Raw genomic sequence first — 17,431 nt, 5'->3', positions numbered from 1 at the left:
GCCGGCCGAGTTCGTTCATGACGCGATCACCGGCAGCTGCTGGTCAACGGCTATCTTGCGCCGAGTCCGGTCTGCTTCCTGGCACGCATCGCGTCCAGCTGCACTGTCGAGGGTTTCATGCCGCGTGTCACGGTCTCGACGACCCAGTCCCTGGCGACTCGGTGGGCCTGCCCTTCCGTCCCGAATCGTGCGGCGGACTGGAGACCGTCCGGGCCGCTGAACTGCCACTCGTAGGAAGCCTCCGGATCGGCCCGATCGACCATCCTCAAGCTGTAGGGACAGATCTCCAGCACCGCGCCGCGGGTCCCCGAGCTGTCCTGGACGTTCAGGAGGCTCGTCCGGTCGGGTGCAGCGGGGAAAGCGACGCCATACGCGAGCGCGAGCAGGTCGTGCGCTGACAGACGGTGCATGAGCCCCACCTCGGGTCTTGGGTCCTCCGAGCATAGAACCACCGACTGTGGGTGCCAGGCCCGTACGTCGCTCTCGCAGGTCGCGGAGGCGTCTGGTCAGGCGGAGAAGTTCATCCGTGGGTCCGCTGCCGATCACGGCACCTGGTTCTAGCATCCGAGTATGTCGGCTGACGTCATACTCACGATGCCTGGTGCCCTGCGTGGTCTGTCGGGTTCCACGGCGACCTACCTGCCCAAGGCGTGGGTTCGATCTGCGGCTGCGATCGCCGCCGGTCATCTGGCGCTCTCCTCAGAAGTCGCGCTGGCCTTCGAGGGACGGCCTGCGGCACGCGGTGGCATCGTCCTGGGGCCTTCCACGATGATGGCCGGCTTGGTCGACCGGGCGGCGGTACATCGCCGTGGAGCGCTCGGGCCACAGGCGCTGGGCGGTTCGGGGATCGACGTCGCCTATCCGCACAAGATCGCCGAGGCAGCCAACCTGCCGATCATCGTGCCTGCGGCAGACGCCGTGCAGTACATGGCCGACTACGCGATCGCCGTGCGGAGCATGTCCTACGGCAGTCCGCTGAGCATCACGCTCAACTTCGGGCCTCTCGGCAGTGTGCTCAAGGCCGGCCTGGAGGTGATGGTCGGCCCCGGCGGCCTGCGTCAGGTGATCCGTGCCGGGCACGAGATCAGACCTGACGCGGAAGGTGAACAGCCCGACCAGGTTGCACCGGTGCTCGAACGGCAGCACCAGGAGGCGCTGTACCGCAGCGCTGGTGGTGCCACCGTGGCGGCGGCGGCCATCGCTCAGGCCCTGGGCGCCGCAGGACACCCGCCCGAGCTCACCGGCCCGCTCGCGGACGAGATCATCATGGCGCCCGACCTCGTGCCGGACGTACACGCGACGCTCGGATCAGGGGTCGAGGTCCACGCCGGTGGCGAGTACGGATCCGAGGACGACATCTATTTCGCGCGTCCCTGAACTCTCGTCCCTCGACGTCGGGTATCACGTCAAGCCGCTGCTTGCGTGGGCCGGTATCGCATGGCGACCGCCCCCGACCGGAACTCATGGCGGTCCACGAGCTCGAGCTGGATGCGCTCGCGCAGACCGGCGAGCAACGTCGGCCCGTGTCCGGCGAGGACCGGCTGCACAACGAACTCGTACTCGTCGATCAGTCCCAGATCTGCCAACGCCAGGGGCAGCGTCACGCCACCCACCCACAGGCCCTCGCCTGACTCCTGCTTGAGCTGCTGCACCGCTTGACCCAGGTCGCCTCCCACCAGCTCGGCATTCCAGTCGACCTCGCTCAGCGTGCTCGACACGACGTACTTCTTCGCCCGGTCGATGGCCTCGGCGAACGGGGTCTCCCACTCACCCATCCAGTCGGGCCACGTCCCTGTAGCCGGCTTCCGCCACGCCGACTCCATCATCTCGTAGGTCACCCGGCCGAAGAGCAGGGCATCGGCTCGCTCCATCTCAGCGGTCCAGTAGCGCATCGACTCCTCGTCCGGGGGGAGCCCTGCCTCGTGGTGGCAGCAACCGTCGAGTGTGACGTTGATCGAGTATCGGAGTGGTCTCATCTTGTTGCTCTCCCTTGATGCGCCCCGCGTTCACCGGACCGTACTCAGCTCAGACGACTATCGGCGCCATTTCTCATCGTGCCCGATCCTGGAGTTGCACCTCTCGTAGCGGTATGTGGTCCGGTTGACCCACGTCCCGCCCACTGAGGAAGGCCCTGCCCATGTATTCGTCGTTCATCCCGCCGCGCCACGTGAAGATCGGTGACGCGGCGGCCTTCGTCGGCACCACACCGCGGGCGATCCGTCACTATCACGAGATCGGCCTGCTCCCCGAGCCTGAGCGGGGCAGTGACGACCGCCGCCACTACGGCTACGAAGACATGATCCGGCTGCTGTGGATCCGCAAGATGGCCGACGCCGGGATCGCCCTGGACGACGTCCGTGACGCCTTCGCCGACACGGCACCTGCAGGTGCCGACAGCGACCACGACGTCGCGAGCATCCTGGAACGGCTGGAGGAAACCCTCGTCGCCCAGGAAGCAGAGCTGCGGCGGCAGCGGACCGCCGTGCAGCGCATGCGCACCGAGGGCAGCAGGATGGGCCTGCTCTCCGACTTCGTCACCAGCCGCCTCAAGAGCCTGCCCGAGGGTTCCCTGCGCCAGGCGGACCTGGACAACCTGCTGGTCATCGAGCGGATCTTCGGCCCGCTCAGTGCGGCCGTCAACGCCACCCGTTACATCGCCCTGGCAACCCACCCGGGTCTGCGGGAGGAGTCCGACCGCGTTGATGCCGCCGAGGAGGCACTCGACGACACGATCGCTGTCGACGACCCCCGCGTGGCACAGGTGGCTGCCGAACGGCACGCCTTCGAACTGGCGCTGCATGCCGTCATCGAGGATTCCGGCCTGGCGCAGAGCGACGATGCGCTCTTCGACTCCTGGGACGCGTTGCACCCCGCTACCGCCGATGAGGGTACGAACGAGGCAGGCCAAGCCACTGGCAGGGGGCACGAGTCCATGAGCGCGTTCGAAGCCACCGGAAAGATGCCCTACGGCTTCTCCCCCGCCCGCCTGCGCTGCATGCAGTTGGCCGAGGAACTCGCGGCCCACGAGTCACGACGCGCCGTCGGGTAGGGCTGACGTACCGTGCTGTCCGCACAACCGATGACCGATGTGGTGAAGACCTCCTGACCGACCGAACGGGCGGTCACCGGTGTTGCCGGCAACCCTCAGTCAGCAGCGTCAGTCGTTCGCTCGTCGGTCAGGTCCGGTCTCGACAAGGGATCACGATGCGTTGAAACCTGGATCGCGGCGACGACCTCTGGGCAGGTCAGAGCGTTAAAAGCGGACGAGCCGGTCTGTACGCCGGGTTCTCCCGCGGGCTGTCACGGTATGTCTCGCGGTGTCCGACGAACTGGTTGGGCACCGCGAGATCGTTGGAATCTCGAGGATCTCACGGTGTCACGCTGCGTTGGTGGGAGTGGCGCCGCATGGGCTCAGACGGCGGCCATGTGTACCCGATGTGTACCCGGCCGCTCCCCACTCACACGGCGCACAGACTTGCATTGAGCGATTTCCAGGTGCCCTGGTCGCATTGGACAGCGCCGTCGCCACGCTGATCGCAGGCGCGCTGGCACGGTCCTGAGCAAAGGCCCAGCAGCCGCGTCGGCCTTCCGCCCGCTCAGCAGAGCAGGCCGGAGTCATGGCGGTGTCGATGTCCGCCCTGGTGCCGGCCACGCGGGTCAGGTGGGTTGGATGGCGCCCATTGCCTGGTCGAGCAGATCGCCGAACGGCGGCGCCTGGTTGGTGGTGAGCCACGTGGTCCCGGCCGCGATGAGGCAGGAGAAGGCGGCGCCGACGATGGCCGCGGCGCGCGGGTCGGCCGGATCGAGCCAGCCGGTGCGAGTGCGTGTCTCCTTGAGCACGAGCTCCTGCATCCGGGACACCCGGTCGAGGTAGCTGGCGTTGAGCGTCGGATGGTCCCGCACGATCTTCTCCATGGCGATCGTTGTGGCTCCCCGGGCTTCGCTCTCGAAGTATTCGGCGACCCGGCCGAACACCTGCCGCAGCGACGCCCAGATGGGTTCGCCGGCCGGGCGGGCGGCCAGGTCCTCGGCGAGCTGCTCACCAAGGACCTCGTACTTGCCCATCACGAGCTCTTCCTTCGACGCGAAGTAGCGGAAGAACGTGCGCTTGGACATACCGGCCGCCGCCGCCAGATCGTCGATGGTCGTCTCGTCGTAACCCTTTTCGACGAACAGGTCAACGGCGAGCTGCGTCAACTCGCCGCGGACGGCCCGGCGGGTGCGTTCCCGGACCGGGAGTGGATCGCGCTGCATGACGATAACAATACCACGCAGGCGCACTCTTGACACCGAGTGACATCTTTGACGTACAGTAGCCAGAGAGCCGATGCGTGACATGGGCGGCCAGCCCCCCTCATCCCGGCCGAAGGCATCCAGAAGGAGCAACGTCATGCCCACCACCAAGCGCCGCGCACTGATCCTCATCTCGTCGGCCCGACAGCTGCCGCTGGCCCAGCCGGCCGAGGTCACGTCGATCTCGACCGGGTTCTTCCTGGTCGAGATGGCTCAGGTACTCAAGGAGTTCGAGAACGACTACGAGTTCACCTTCGCCACCCCCGACGGCAACGCCCCACAGCTCGACATCAACGGCATGGCGCTGGCGGTGAACGCCGTCGAGAAGGTCGGCGCCAGGACCATGCCCCTGCGCATGGAGCAGCGCCGCAGCTCGTTCACCGTCAGCGGCTTCCGGGAGCGCCACCCCGATATGGTGGCCCGCCGCGAGCAGGAGGTCCGGCTGCTGGAGCGGCACCTCGGCCGGATCCCGGTCTCCGAGCTGCTGCCCAACAGCGAGCCGGAGCTGGCCGAGTACCGCCCCGAGCTGCTCCGCCGCCTCAACAAGCTGCCCGAGGGGACCTTCCACTCGCTGCCCGAACTCGTCGGGCGCCACCGCGACCAGGCCGACCCGTTCACCTTCGCCGACTTCGACTTCATCCACACCCCCGGCGGTCACGCCCCTATGGTCGACTTCCGCGACAACCCGTGGGTCGGCGAAACCCTCCACCTGGCCCGGGAGAACGACGTCACCATCTCGCTGATCTGCCACGCACCCATCGCGGTGACCTCCACCCGACAGCGCGTCGACGCACAGGGCCGCCCCTACACCGTCAGCGACAACCCGTTCGCGGGCACACCCATCTCGACCGTCCCCACCATGGGCGAGATCTTCGCGCTGCGGTTCCTCTACCCGCACGTCCCGGGCAAGAAGACCCGGTTGACCTACTTCGTCGACCAGGCCATCAAGGAAGCCGGCTTCACCCTCGTGCGCAACGGGGCCGCGCCGAAACTGGCCTACGAGCCGTCCGTGCGGCTGCTCACCGGCAACGGCCCGCAGGCCATCGACCGGCAGACAACCAAGCTGCGCAGCATCCTCACCAGCAACCGCACCGCCCTCCGCGCCGGCGACAAGCAGCTGAGCAAGTAGCCACTACCGCCGCCCACCTCCACAACGAACTCAAAGATCGTCGGATCGCCATACGCGTGCGGATGGCCGTCCATACCCACAGGAGCTTTTACGTCATGAGCAAGGTCTGGTTCATCACGGGTTCGTCGCGCGGTTTCGGCCGCGAGTTCGCCCTCGCCGCCCTGAAGCGCGGCGACCAGGTCGCGGCAACCGCCCGGGACACCACAACGCTGACCGACCTGGTCGAGCGGTTCGGTGAGGCGGTGCTGCCGCTGCATCTGGACGTCACCGACCGTGCGCAGGTGTTCGAGGCGGTCGCGGCGGCCAAGGAGCGGTTCGGCCGGCTGGACGTGGTGGTCAACAACGCCGGTTACTCCCTGATCGGCGCCGTGGAGGAACTCGGCGAGCAGGAGCTGCGCGACCAGCTGGAGACCAACGTGTTCGGCGTCTTCCACGTCACCCAGGCGGTACTGCCCGTCCTGCGGGCGCAGGGCAGCGGCCACATCGTCCAGATCTCCTCGGCCATGGGGGTGGCCACCTTCGGCGGCACGGGCGGTTACAGCGCCTCCAAGTGGGCGCTGGAAGGCCTGAGCGAGGCGCTCTCCCAGGAAGTCGCGGCCTTCGGCATCAAAGTCACGATGATCGAACCCGGCGCCTTCGCCACCGACTTCGCGAGCTCGTCGGTCTTCACCGCGCACCGCCAGGACGCCTACGGCCCCCTGCACGCGTCGCTGAACGAGATGGGCGCCTCCGCCCAGGCGCCCGGCCCCGGGGCTGTCGGCGAGGCGATCCTCCAGCTCGTCGATGCCGAGGAGCCGCCGCTGCGTGTGTTCTTCGGCGAGCAGCCCTCCCAGTGGGTGCCCGCGGTGTACCAACAGCGCCTGGAGACCTGGGCCGAGTGGGCGCACGTGTCCAAGGGCGCGGAAGGCAAGTAGGAACGCCCGGCCCTCAGGCCATGACACGTAGGGCCCACCCACAACGAACTCAAAACAATCCGGACAGCCCTCCCCCTTGCGGGTGGCCGTCCACACCAACAGGAGGTTTACATCATGAGCAACGTCTGGTTCATCACCGGCGCGTCGAAAGGCTTCGGCCGCGAATTCGCCCTCGCCGCCCTCGAGCGTGGCGACCAGGTCGCAGCGACCGCCCGCAACACGGACACCCTGAGCGACCTGGTCGAGCAGTACAGCGACGCCGTCCTCCCGGTCCAGCTCGACGTCACCGACCGCGACCAGGTGTTCGCTGCGGTGAAGTCCGCACACGAGACGTTCGGGCGGATCGACGTCGTCATCAACAACGCGGGCTACGGGCTCTTCGGAACGGTCGAGGAGATCACCGAGCAGCAGCTGCGTGACCAGCTCGAGACGAACCTGTTCGGCGTCTTCCATGTCACGCAGGCCGTCCTCCCGATCCTCCGCGAGCAGCGCGCGGGCCACATCATCCAGATCTCGACCATCGGCGGCATCGCCGCGTTCCCGGCCCTCGGTGGCTACCACGCCTCGAAGTGGGCACTGGAAGGGATGACGGAGGCACTCGCCCAGGAAGTGGCCGGCTTCGGCATCAAGGTCACCCTGGTCGAGCCCGGCGGCTTCGCCACCGACTGGTCCGGTGCCTCCGCCGTCGTCGCCGACACGCATCCCGCGTACGCGGCTCTGCACGAGAACATGGCCGCGCGGCTGGCGCAGGTCGTACTCCCGGAGCCGGTCGGCTTCAAGTCCGCGATCCTCCAGGTCGTGGACGCCGAGGAGCCGCCCTTGCGCGTGTTCTTCGGGGAGGGGCCGACGCAGCTGGCACCGCAGGTCTACCAGCAGCGCCTGGCCGAGTGGGCCGAGTGGGCGCACGTGTCCAAGGCCGCAGAAGGCAAGTAGAAGGCGCCCGGCCCGCGGGCCATGACACGCCCACACCACGGCGTGCACCCGCACCGCCGGCATCTGAGGGAGCCCGGGCGGCACCCCCGCCCGGGCTCCTCACCCGCAGCGTGAAGCCTGGGTCCGAGTGATCCGGGTCAGAAGTCTCCGGCGATCCGCCAGCAACCGAGCCACGCCCTCATCACCCCGGCGCCTGGTGCAGTCCCGGCGACCTGACCGGGTCAGCGCCGGACGACGCGCATCGCAACCTGGACGATGTCCCCCTCGCCGACGCCCTCCGCGCGCTGCACCGCAACCTTGACCGGGAGCAGGTACCGGCCGTCCCTGGGGAAGAGCGCCGTCGTGAACTCGGTCCGTCCGATCGTGGCGATCACCGGAACCTGGCCCCAGTAGACGACGTCGCGGGCGGCCTCACGGATGTCGTCGCTGTCGCCCTCGGGGATCGCGACGAAGAGGTACGGCGCCGGGCCGCGCCATTCGACCACAGGTCCGCTGAATGCCCACTCCATTCGAGCAGTGTGCCCGGACCGCCATCGCATGTCACGGCCAGCGCCCGTCGCTGACCAACGGCAGCACTCCCCGCGCCAACTGGTCGCTGAGAGCCGCTATGTCGACATCGCCGAGACCTTCCCTTCGCGACGTGGTCGCCACGCTAGTGGAGTTCCATGCCACCGCTCTGTGGACACGCAGCATCATGTGACTAGCTGGCTGCGGAGACGCTGCTGGTAGCGGCAGCGACCGCTTAGGACGCTCGGCGGGAGGAGATACGCATGGCCAACCGGTACTCCTCCACGGGCCCGACCCCTGAAGCTTACGCAGGCGACCGGTTCCAAATCCTCTCGCTCGACGGCGGTGGCGCTAAAGCGCTATTCACCGCAAGTGTCCTCGCTCGCTTCGAGGAAGACCACGGCGTCAGGGTTGTCGACCGCTTTGACCTCATCGCAGGCACTTCAGCCGGCGGCATCGTGGCACTATGCCTAGGCGCCGGTCTGCCACCAGCTGAGATTGCCGACCGTTACCTCGAACTGATCACCAAAGTCTTCCCCCGCAGCAGGCGACGCAAGTGGCGCCCCAGTCGCCTGGTGCGGCCCAGCTACTCGGGTAACGCCCTCCGCGAAGCTCTGGTCGAGGTGTTCGGTGACCGTCTGCTTGGCGAAAGCAGCAAGCGACTGCTTGTACCCTCCTGGAACGTCCAGAGCGGCGAGGTGCACCTCTTCAAGACGCCACATAGCGAACGACTCGTTCGAGATCGAAACGTAAAGATGGTCGACGTCGCGCTCGCCACATCGGCTGCACCGACGTACTTCCCAGCGGCGACGGCCGACTCTTCGCAGCTAATTGACGGCGGGGTCTTCGCCAACAATCCGTCGGTATTCGCCATCAGCGAGGCCAAGAGCATGCTCGGCGTCCCACTAGAGTCGATTCGGGTTCTCAGCATTGGGACGATGGTGCCCTTCACCGACCACTCTGACCGACTCGATAACGCCGGGATCGGCCGATGGGCCACTGCCGCAGTAAACACCATCCTTACTGCGAGTAGCCACAGCAACAATGGTCTAGCACAACACCTGATCGGCTTCGACAACTTCGTCCGCTTAAACGCCACTGTGCCACAAAGCCTGTTTGCACTTGACCGCATCGACGCCGCCAAGGTAGCGGGCTACGCCGCCACGGTGAGTCGCAACCTCAGTCCGGAGTATGTCGCCAAGTTCATCGATCACACAGCACCAACACCGAGAACGGTGCTCTGCGCCGCTCGGCGTTCTGGGAGACGTGGAAGCGTGCGCTCAAGGAGGCGAAGCTCTCGGGCTACACCTTCCACGATCTGCGCCACTACTACGCGAGCCTGCTCATCCGCCACGGCTCATCCGTGAAGGCGGTTCAGGCACGACTGGGCCACAAGAACGCGAGCGAGACCCTGGACACCTACTCGCACCTCTGGCCTGACGAGGAGGAGCAGACTCGCACAGCGATCGACCTCGTCATGAGCACCCGGCCAACTCCTGCGGCCACGGCGAAGACCAACGAGGCCGCGACCGATGGCGAGCAACAGGCCGCCTGACCCCACGCGGTACACAGTCATGTGTACCCAATGTGTACCGGCCACCTTCGGCCAGCACTCCGCCGCAGGTCAGAGCGTTAAAAGCGGACGAGCCGGTCTGTACGCCGGGTTCTGTTCCCGCGCGCGGTTACCCCCGCGCGGGCGACGGTCATCCATCTAGGCCCTGCGTTGCCGCAGGGCTCGAGCGGTCTACCCGACTGTGCTTCTCAGAAGAGAATCGGGCGAGCAGCCCTCAAACACAGTCTGTCTGACCTTGCTCCAGGTGGGGTTTACCTAGCCGCCGCCGTCACCGGCGGCGCTGGTGGTCTCTTACACCACCGTTTCACCCTTACCCCCGGTCCGGAGACCGAGGGCGGTCTGTTTTCTGTGGCACTGTCCCGCGGGTCACCCCGGGTGGCTGTTAACCACCACCTTGCCCTGTGGAGCCCGGACGTTCCTCGGCGGGCACCCGAGGGTGCCCGACGCGACCGCCCGACCGACTCGTCCGCAGGTAGAAGAGTACCTGCCGGACGCCGGTTCAGACGTCCACGCGGTACCCCAGCGCCAGCTCGTCCCCCGACACCCCGCGGATCCCCCAGTTCTCGCGCGGGCTCTCCAGGATCACGATCTCCAGGTCGTCCACCGCCAGTCCGAGGCGCGGCGCGACGTCGTCGTACAGGGCGGCGATCAGCGCGCGCCTGGCCTCGCGGCTGCGACCGGTGAAGCAGACGATCTCCACGACCAGGTAGGCGTCCGAGCGCGGGGCGACCAGGTCGCCGTCGTCCAGGAGGAGGAAGCGGTGGAACCGCTTCTCCGGCGGGAGCTGCCAGGTGCGCACCAGAGCCTCGTGGAGCGCGTCGGAGACCTCCGCGCGCCGCTCGCCCCAGACCGACCGGTTCCCGTACACCTTGACCTGCACCATGCCCGCCAACCCTAGTGGCCTCGACGACCGGTCCGGGCGGCGACTTAGGCTAGGCGGGTGCTCCTGCTCCTGCCGCCCTCCGAGGGCAAGACGCCCGCGCCCGACGGCGCCGCTCCCCTCGACCTGACCGCCCTGGCCCACCCGGAGCTCACCGCCCGGCGCGAGCAGGTGCTCGCCGAGCTGGCCCAGGTCAGCGCGCGGCCCGGCGCGACGGCGGCCCTCGGGGTCAGCGACGGGCTCGCCGAGGAGGTGGCGCGCAACACCGCGCTCCACGCGGCCCCTGCGGCTCCCGCGGCCGAGGTCTACACGGGTGTTCTGTACGCGGCGGCCGGCCTCGCCGAGCTGCCCGACGCCGCGGCGCGGCGCGCCCAGGCGAGCGTCCTCACCTTCTCGGGGCTGTGGGGCGTGGTCGCCCCTGGCGACCGCATCCCCGCCTACCGGCTCGGCATGGGCGTCGGCCTGCCCGACGCCGGCCGGCTCGCCACCTTCTGGAAGCCCGCCCTGGCCGAGGTGCTCGACGCACGGGCCGCGGGCGACGTCGTCGTGGACTGCCGGTCCGCGACGTATGTCGCGGCCTGGAAGCCGCGGACGACGGCCGCCGCCGACGGGACGCCTCCCGCCGAATGGGTCGAGGTGCGGGTACTGCGCGAGACGGACGGGAAGCGCACCGTGGTGTCGCACAACGCCAAGCACACGCGCGGCGTGCTGGCCGGGCACCTGCTGCGCCGCGAGCACGAGGCCCGGACCAGCGAGGACGTGCTCAAGGCCGCCCAGGAGCTGGTGGGGTCCGTGGTGCTCACCGAGATCGGCTCGGGCAAGGACCAGACACTCATCGAGGCGAACCTGCTGGACGGCAGGCCGCGCGGACCGCGGACGCTGGAGCTCGTCCTCGCGTAAGCCTGACCCCCCGGCGTCGGTAACGGCTGGGCCACAGGCCTGGCGCCAACGCCTACCGACCGGTTGGATGTGCGGTCATGAGGATCAGCAGCCTGACGGGCGCCAGGATCGCAGTGGCCGCGGCGTTCTTCGCGCAGGGCTTTGTCTTCATCAGCCTCACCACGCGCCTCCCGCGGTTCCTGGAGCGGTGGGGGATGGACGAGGTGGCGCTCTCGCTGCTGCTGCTCATGATGGTGCTGCTCGCCGGGGTCGGGTCGCTGGTCGCCGAGCGCGCCGCGCACCGCACCGGCAGCGCGCCGATGCTCCGGCTCGGACTCGGGCTGATGGTGGTCGCCGTCCCGGCCATCACCCTGGCGCCTGCCGTCGGCTTCTTCGTCGGCGGGGTCGCCCTCTACGGGATCGCGCTCGGCCTGGTCGACGCCACCTCGAACATGCAGGCCGTCGACCTGGAGCACCGGTACGGCCGCCCCATCCTGCCGTCGTCCCACGGCTACTGGACCACCGGCGGCATCATCGCCGCCGCGATCGCCCTGGCCACGGGGCACCTCTCCCCCGCGGTCGGCGCGTTCGTCGCGGTGGTCCCCGCAGCGATCGCGTTCGCGCGGTTCGTCCCGCGCGTCGGGGCCGCGGCCGACGGCGCACCCGCTATCGGGGCGGCGCCCGGCCTCGCGCCCGACGCCGCCCCGATCCCGTGGAAGCCCATCTGGCTCGTGGGCGCCGGGCTGGTCGTGTTCTACATGGTCGACACCACGGCCTCGACCTGGGGGCCCGTCTACCTCGCGCGCTCCTTCGACGCGCCAGGCAACCTGGTGGCCCTCGCAACCTTCCCTTACCTCGTGACCTCGATCGTGGTGCGCCTGGCCGGCGGTCAGCTCGTGACCCGGTTCGGCGTGGTGCCCCTGCTCCGGGTCGGGGCGGTCGTCGCCTGCGGGGCCCTGACGCTGGTGGCGCTCGCGCCGACCTGGCAGGTCGCGGTGGCCGGGTTCACGGTCCTCGGCGCGGCGGTCGCGCTGGTGGCGCCGCTCAGCTTCTCGGCCGCGGGCCGCATCGCCGCGGGAACGGCGGCTGACGGCACGGCGGGCGCCACGGCGGACGGTTCGGCGCCCGCCGAGCCCGACCGCGCCCGGACCGACGCCGTCATCGCGCGCTTCAACCAGTTCAACTACGTCGGCGCGCTGCTCGGAGCGGTGCTCACGGGCTTCGTGGGCGCCGACAACCTGCGGCTCGGGTTCGCCCTGCCCGCCGTCCTCGTGCTGGCGCTCGTGCCGCTCGCCCCGGCGTTCGCCCGGGGCGCGCTCAACCGTCGGTAGGCACCCCGACGGCGGTCACCTCGGCGGTGCCGTCCTCCCACAGACGCAGCACCGACAGCGACGCGGGCGGGACGCGCAGCCGCGCCCAGTACGAGGCTGGCGCCCCCAGCGCCTGCCCGACGGCGGTGCGGATCTGCCCCGCGTGCCCCACCACCACGACCGTGCGGTCCACGCCGCCGGCCAGCAGCTCGGTCAGGCCGTCCCAGACGCGGGCGCCGAGCTGCGCGTACGACTCGCCGCCCGGCGGCACGAAGGTGCCGGTCGAGTGCCACTGCGCCAGCTCACCCGGCCAGCCCTGCTCGATCTCCGCGGCGGTATGCCCCTCCCACTGCCCGAACCGGCTCTCCGCGAACCGGTCGTCGGTGCTCACGTGCAGCCCGAGGCGACGTCCGACGGCGGACGCCGTCTCCTGGGTGCGCACCGTCGGGGAGGCGACGAGCGCCGTCGGACGGGGCAGGTCCGGCCAGAGGCCGCCGCCGCGCATGCCGCCCGACGACGACGCGCCGGCCCGCGGCGTCCGCCCGATCCGGAACACGGCGTCCGCCGCCTGGGCGGCCTGGAGCCGGCCGCGGGCGCTCAGCGACGGGCCGGGCGCGTCCGAGCCGGAGTAGACGCCGACCTCCGTCAGCGGGGTCACGCCGTGCCGCACGAGCACCACGGTGAGCGGGACGGCATCGTCGAACCGCGTGGGGATGCCCGAGGGACGCACGTGCGTGTCGAGGCCGGGCGCCTCGCTCATGCGCGGGTCATCCGGCGGCAGCGCCGGTCGTCGACGCGACGCGCACCAGGATGCGACCGCACTCCTCGCAGCGCACCACGGCGTCGGGCGCCGCGCTGCGGATCTTGTCCAGGTCGACCGGCGGCAGGTCCATGCGGCAGCCGTCGCAGCGGTTGCCGTTCAGCACCGCCGCCCCCGTGCCGCCGAGCTGCGCGCGGAGCTTCTCGTACAGGGCCACCAGACCCGCGTCGAGGCCCTTGACCGCCGTCGCGCGGCTTGCCGCGAGCGCCGCGACCTGCGCGTCGACGTCGGCCCAGCCCGCGTCGCGCTCGCCCTCGACCTTGGTCTTCTCCGCGACGAGCTCGTCGTTCGCGGCCTCGACCTTGGCCAGCGCGTCCTCGTGGGCGTCGAGGCGCTCCATGACGTCGAGCTCGACCTCCTCCAGCGCGGCCTGGCGGGCGGCGAGCGAGCGGAGCTCGTCGGTGAGCGCGACGGCGTCCTTGGCGCTCACGCTGCCCGTGTCCAGCCGCTGCTGGTCGCGCGCGGCGCGGTTGCGCACCTGCTCGACGTCGCTCTCCGCCTTGGTGAGCTCACGCTTGAGGTCGGCCACCCGGGTCCGCGACTCGACGAGCGAGGCGCGCAGGTCGGCGATCCGGCCGTCGAGCTCGGTCAGCTGCGTGAGCGCGGGAAGGCTCTTGCGCGTGTGGGCGAGCTGCTGAGCGCGGGTGTCGAGCGCCTGGACCTCCAGCAGCCTGCGCTGGTCTTCGGGTGGTGCAGTAGCCACGGGAGGCGTCCTCTCGGTCGTGATCTGGGGGTGGTCCAACGCTACCCCGCGCCCGAGGCCCTGGGCGCACCCGGGCCGGGTCCTCAGCGGGACGGGATCTGGCCCGTCCAGGGGTCGGTGACCAGCTCGCTGACGCGGGCCTCGACCGCTAGGCCGTCGGCCGCGAGCGCCGAGGCGAGGTCCTCGACGGCGTAGCGCAGCCAGGGCCACTCGCTCGCGTAGTGGGCGGTGTCCACGAGGAAGGGGGTGCCCGCGGGCCCGGGGACGCCGGCCGCGCGGGCCTCGAACTCGGCGCGTTCGCGCAGCTCGGAGGCCGGGTGGTGGCGCAGGTCGGAGGTGACGTAGACGTCGGCGGCGGCCGCGCGGACGGCGTCGAAGTAGCCGTCGCCGGACCCGCCGAGGACGGCGGCCGTGGTCACCGGGGCGTCCGGGTCGCCGGAGAAGCGGATGCCCTGGGCGGTGGCGGGCAGCGCTTCCGCGACGCGGCGCGCGAAGCCGGCGAGGGTGGTGGGCTCGGCGAGGCGGCCCACCCGGCCGATGCCGCGGGCGGCGTCGGTACCTTCGCCGCCCGACGGCGCGGCGCTGACCTCGAGCGGCCGCCGGTCGGTGATGCCGACCAGGTCGGCGAGCGCGTCGGCGACGCCGCGCGGTGCGGCGTCGGCGTTGGTGTGCGCCACGTGCAGGGCGCAGCCGCCGGTGAGCAGCCGGTGCACCACCGACCCCTTGAAGGTGGTGGCGGCCACGGAGCTCACGCCGCGCAGGAACAGCGGGTGGTGGGTGACGAGCAGGTCGGCGCCCCAGTCCAGGGCCTGGTCCACGACGGCGGACACCGGGTCCACCGCGAACAGCACCTTGCGCACCGGGGCGGCGGGGACGCCCACCACGAGGCCGACGGCGTCCCAGCCCTCGGCCGTCGACGGCGGGTAGAGGCCGTCGAGCGCGGCGACCACCTGGGCCAGCGTGGGAGGTACGTCGGGGGCGGGGGCGTCGCTGCTGCTCACGCGGTGCAGCGTAGTACGGGGCTCCGGGACCGGGCGGGCCGGCGGGCGGTCCGGCGCCGTGCGGCTGGCGTCGGCCGCAGGATGACCGGTGCGCCCCGTTACGCCGGAAACGTGCTCTGACCTGGGCGTTTATCGCGCCGCTCGCCAGGCGGACGGCCCGTGACCTTGCTAAGGTCATTCACTTATGGGGGATACCGTCGAGCACCGCCTTGGCGGGCCACCGACCATGCGCGCCAGGCTGACCGCTGCCGTCCGCGAGCGCGTCGACATCCGCGATCTCATGCCGTCGCGCGCCGACTACGACCTGCGGCCGCGCACGCTGCGGTCCGACCTGCTGGCCGGCATCACGGTGGGCGTCGTCGCCCTGCCGCTCGCGCTCGCGTTCGGCGTCAGCTCCGGCGTCGGGCCGGCCGCCGGGCTCGTGACGGCGGTCGTGGCCGGCATCGTCGCCGCGGTCTTCGGCGGGTCCAACCTCCAGGTCAGCGGCCCCACCGGAGCCATGGCCGTGGTGCTGGCGCCGATCGTCGCGCAGCACGGTGTCGGCTCGGTCGCACTGGTGACGCTGCTCGGCGGCGCCCTCGTGCTCGTGTGCGGGCTGCTCCGGCTGGGCCGCGTGGTCACCTACATCCCGTGGCCCGTGGTCGAGGGCTTCACGCTCGGCATCGCGGCGATCATCTTTCTGCAGCAGGTGCCGGCCGCCGTCGGCATCACCGCCGAGACCGGGCACAACACGCTGGTCACGGCGGTGCGGTCGGTCGGCTCGGCGTTCACGTCAGGGCTCACGTCCGGCAGCCCGGCCGACGGCGGGGCGCCGGGCTGGGTCTGGACGCTGGGGGTCGTGGCCGTGGTCGCGGCCGTCATGCTCGTGCTGCCGCGCGTGGCCAGCGCCCTGCCCGCGTCGCTGGTCGCCGTGGCCCTGGTGACGCTGCTGGCGGGCCTGCTCGACGCCCCCGTGCCGCGCATCGGCGCGCTGCCCAGCTCCCTGCCCGTCCCCGTGCTGCCCGACGCGACCCCGGACGCCGTCCGCGACCTCGTGGGCGCGGCCGTCGCCGTGGCGGCGCTGGCCGCCATCGAGTCGCTGCTGTCCGCCCGCGTGGCGGCCACGATGAGCGGCGCACAGGGCAGGACGGCGACCTACCACCCCGACCGGGAGCTCGTCGGGCAGGGGTTCGCGTCGCTGGCCAGCGGCGTGTTCGGCGGCATCCCCGCCACCGGCGCCATCGCACGGACCGCGGTCAACGTGCGCTCCGGGGCACGCACCCGCCTGGCCGCCGTCGTCCACGCCCTCGTGATCCTCGCCGTCATCTACCTCGCCACCGGACCCGTGAGCCACATCCCCCTGGCCGCGCTCGCCGGCGTGCTCATGGTCACCTCGTTCCGCATGATCGGCGCCTCCACCATCCGGGCGGTGCTCACCTCCACCCGGCCCGACGCCGTCACCTTCGTGATCACCGCCGTGATCACCGTCGCGTTCGACCTCATCGACGCCGTCCAGATCGGCCTGCTCGTGGCCGCGTTCTTCGCCCTGAAGGCCGTGGCCGGGGCCGCGAGGGTGCACCGCGAGCCGCTGCCCGGCGTCGCGCACGAGGGCGACGAGCGCATCGCGCTGTTCCGCCTGGAGGGCGCCATGTTCTTCGGCGCGTCCGACCGGATACTGAGCGAGGTCACGGCAATCACGCACGGCGAGCCCCGCCTGCGCGAACCCGTCAACGTGGTGATCCTGTGGCTCTCGCACCTGCAGCTCGTGGACGCCACCGGGGCGCGGGCCCTGGCCGATCTCGTGCTGGAGCTCGAACAGCGCGACGTGACCGTGCTGGTCAAGGGGATCCAGCCGCAGCACCGCAAGCTCCTGGAGGCGGTGGGCCTGAACCGGATGCTGGCGCACGAGAGCCACCTGTTCACCGATCTGCCCTCCGCGGTGGAGCACGCCAGGTCGCATGTACCGGCGCCGCTGACGGCATAGGCTCGGACCGTGACCGAGTCAGCATCCTCCCCAGCGCCCCGTATGAACGTCGAGTCCTTCAACCTCGACCACCGCGCCGTCGCCGCGCCCTACGTGCGCCTCGCGGACCGCAAGCAGCTCCCGCACGGCGACGTCATCGTCAAGTACGACGTGCGGTTCACCCAGCCCAACGTCGCGCACCTCGAGATGCCCACCGTGCACTCCCTGGAGCACCTGTTCGCGGAGCACTCGCGCAACCACTCCGACGCCGTCCTGGACTTCTCCCCCATGGGCTGCCAGACCGGCTTCTACCTGATGCTGCAGGGCGAGCCCGAGTACGACGACGTGCTCAGCCTGATCGACGCGACCCTGCGCGACATCGTCGCGGCCACCGAGGTGCCGGCCGCGAACGAGGTGCAGTGCGGCTGGGGCGCGAACCACACGCTCACCGGGGCGCAGGAGGCGGCGTCCGCGTTCCTGTCCGCGCGCGGCGTGTGGTCGGAGGTCTACGCGAAGGGCGCCCCGGGCGATGCCTCGGCCGCCGACG

Annotated in this window: 17 protein-coding genes, 1 other RNA gene and 2 pseudogenes; 11 read left to right on the top strand and 9 right to left on the bottom strand. The window is 70.5% G+C overall.

The features are described 5' to 3' along the window. Positions 1–50: 50 nt before the first annotated feature. Complete coding sequence (locus QRN56_RS14040; RefSeq protein ID WP_285104213.1) at positions 51–410, bottom strand: hypothetical protein; 360 nt, start codon at positions 408–410, stop codon at positions 51–53. Between the two features lie 160 nt (positions 411–570). Here QRN56_RS14040 and QRN56_RS14035 point away from each other — a divergent pair, with 160 nt between their 5' ends. Next, positions 571–1,377, top strand: a complete 807-nt coding sequence (locus tag QRN56_RS14035; RefSeq protein ID WP_285104211.1) for a hypothetical protein — start codon at positions 571–573, stop codon at positions 1,375–1,377. Positions 1,378–1,406: 29 nt separating this feature from the next. Here QRN56_RS14035 and QRN56_RS14030 read toward each other — a convergent pair whose 3' ends face one another. Then, a complete protein-coding gene (locus tag QRN56_RS14030; protein WP_285104209.1) occupies positions 1,407–1,976 on the bottom strand; it encodes a dihydrofolate reductase family protein in 570 nt (189 codons plus the stop codon). Positions 1,977–2,137: 161 nt separating this feature from the next. Here QRN56_RS14030 and QRN56_RS14025 point away from each other — a divergent pair, with 161 nt between their 5' ends. Next, positions 2,138–3,049 (top strand): MerR family transcriptional regulator, encoded by a 912-nt coding sequence (locus QRN56_RS14025; protein ID WP_285104207.1) that lies wholly within the window; start codon positions 2,138–2,140, stop codon positions 3,047–3,049. A 608-nt stretch (positions 3,050–3,657) separates the two neighbouring features. Here the strand turns inward: QRN56_RS14025 and QRN56_RS14020 are convergent. Continuing rightward, positions 3,658–4,254: a TetR family transcriptional regulator gene (locus QRN56_RS14020; protein WP_285104205.1), complete on the bottom strand. Its 597-nt coding sequence runs from the start codon at positions 4,252–4,254 to the stop codon at positions 3,658–3,660. A 136-nt stretch (positions 4,255–4,390) separates the two neighbouring features. Between QRN56_RS14020 and QRN56_RS14015 the strand changes: the two genes are divergently transcribed. The 3 genes from QRN56_RS14015 to QRN56_RS14005 all read left to right on the top strand — a co-directional run bounded on the left by QRN56_RS14015 (position 4,391) and on the right by QRN56_RS14005 (position 7,269). After that, positions 4,391–5,422: a type 1 glutamine amidotransferase family protein gene (locus QRN56_RS14015; RefSeq protein WP_285104203.1), complete on the top strand. Its 1,032-nt coding sequence runs from the start codon at positions 4,391–4,393 to the stop codon at positions 5,420–5,422. A gap of 95 nt (positions 5,423–5,517) precedes the next feature. Next, positions 5,518–6,336: an SDR family NAD(P)-dependent oxidoreductase gene (locus QRN56_RS14010; protein WP_285104201.1), complete on the top strand. Its 819-nt coding sequence runs from the start codon at positions 5,518–5,520 to the stop codon at positions 6,334–6,336. Positions 6,337–6,450: 114 nt separating this feature from the next. Continuing rightward, a complete protein-coding gene (locus QRN56_RS14005; RefSeq protein WP_285104199.1) occupies positions 6,451–7,269 on the top strand; it encodes an SDR family oxidoreductase in 819 nt (272 codons plus the stop codon). A gap of 221 nt (positions 7,270–7,490) precedes the next feature. Here QRN56_RS14005 and QRN56_RS14000 read toward each other — a convergent pair whose 3' ends face one another. Continuing rightward, the gene (locus QRN56_RS14000; RefSeq protein ID WP_285104197.1) at positions 7,491–7,778 is read right to left on the bottom strand and encodes a DUF1905 domain-containing protein; all 288 of its coding nucleotides are present in this window, start codon (positions 7,776–7,778) and stop codon (positions 7,491–7,493) included. Between the two features lie 261 nt (positions 7,779–8,039). Between QRN56_RS14000 and QRN56_RS13995 the strand changes: the two genes are divergently transcribed. Beyond that, the gene (locus tag QRN56_RS13995) at positions 8,040–9,143 is read left to right on the top strand and encodes a CBASS cGAMP-activated phospholipase (RefSeq protein ID WP_285104195.1); all 1,104 of its coding nucleotides are present in this window, start codon (positions 8,040–8,042) and stop codon (positions 9,141–9,143) included. Continuing rightward, a pseudogene (locus tag QRN56_RS13990) lies at positions 9,065–9,331 on the top strand (tyrosine-type recombinase/integrase); the annotation flags it as partial. The gene QRN56_RS13995 and the pseudogene QRN56_RS13990, both read left to right, overlap by 79 nt. An 84-nt stretch (positions 9,332–9,415) precedes the next feature. Here QRN56_RS13990 and rnpB read toward each other — a convergent pair. Next, positions 9,416–9,814, bottom strand: an RNA gene (gene rnpB / locus QRN56_RS13985) — RNase P RNA component class A. A 34-nt stretch (positions 9,815–9,848) separates the two neighbouring features. Then, positions 9,849–10,232 carry a tautomerase family protein gene (locus QRN56_RS13980; RefSeq protein WP_285104193.1) on the bottom strand — a complete coding sequence of 128 codons (384 nt, stop codon included), beginning with the start codon at positions 10,230–10,232 and terminating at the stop codon, positions 9,849–9,851. Positions 10,233–10,289: 57 nt separating this feature from the next. Between QRN56_RS13980 and QRN56_RS13975 the strand changes: the two genes are divergently transcribed. Further along, positions 10,290–11,129 (top strand): YaaA family protein, encoded by an 840-nt coding sequence (locus QRN56_RS13975; RefSeq protein ID WP_285104191.1) that lies wholly within the window; start codon positions 10,290–10,292, stop codon positions 11,127–11,129. A gap of 77 nt (positions 11,130–11,206) precedes the next feature. Further along, complete coding sequence (locus QRN56_RS13970) at positions 11,207–12,439, top strand: MFS transporter (protein ID WP_285104189.1); 1,233 nt, start codon at positions 11,207–11,209, stop codon at positions 12,437–12,439. Here the strand turns inward: QRN56_RS13970 and QRN56_RS13965 are convergent. The 3 genes from QRN56_RS13965 to QRN56_RS13955 all read right to left on the bottom strand — a co-directional run bounded on the left by QRN56_RS13965 (position 12,426) and on the right by QRN56_RS13955 (position 14,942). Beyond that, positions 12,426–13,178 (bottom strand): histidine phosphatase family protein, encoded by a 753-nt coding sequence (locus QRN56_RS13965; protein WP_285104187.1) that lies wholly within the window; start codon positions 13,176–13,178, stop codon positions 12,426–12,428. The genes QRN56_RS13970 and QRN56_RS13965 overlap by 14 nt on opposite strands. Before the next feature lie 7 nt (positions 13,179–13,185). Beyond that, positions 13,186–13,941: a zinc ribbon domain-containing protein gene (locus tag QRN56_RS13960; protein WP_285104185.1), complete on the bottom strand. Its 756-nt coding sequence runs from the start codon at positions 13,939–13,941 to the stop codon at positions 13,186–13,188. An 83-nt stretch (positions 13,942–14,024) separates the two neighbouring features. Then, positions 14,025–14,942 (bottom strand): Nif3-like dinuclear metal center hexameric protein, encoded by a 918-nt coding sequence (locus tag QRN56_RS13955; RefSeq protein ID WP_285104183.1) that lies wholly within the window; start codon positions 14,940–14,942, stop codon positions 14,025–14,027. 226 nt (positions 14,943–15,168) lie between these two features. Between QRN56_RS13955 and QRN56_RS13950 the strand changes: the two genes are divergently transcribed. Together QRN56_RS13950 and QRN56_RS13945 are read left to right on the top strand one after the other, a co-directional pair. Next, positions 15,169–16,905 carry a SulP family inorganic anion transporter gene (locus tag QRN56_RS13950; protein ID WP_285104181.1) on the top strand — a complete coding sequence of 579 codons (1,737 nt, stop codon included), beginning with the start codon at positions 15,169–15,171 and terminating at the stop codon, positions 16,903–16,905. Between the two features lie 42 nt (positions 16,906–16,947). Continuing rightward, positions 16,948–17,397: pseudogene (locus QRN56_RS13945) on the top strand (S-ribosylhomocysteine lyase); the annotation flags it as partial. Positions 17,398–17,431 lie beyond the last annotated feature (34 nt).

Source organism: Promicromonospora sp. MEB111, from assembly GCF_030209445.1.
Classification (GTDB): Bacteria; Actinomycetota; Actinomycetes; order Actinomycetales; family Cellulomonadaceae; genus Promicromonospora.
The sequence above is the reverse complement of the archived record's forward strand: the minus strand, read 5'-3'. Positions and strand labels throughout refer to the sequence as shown.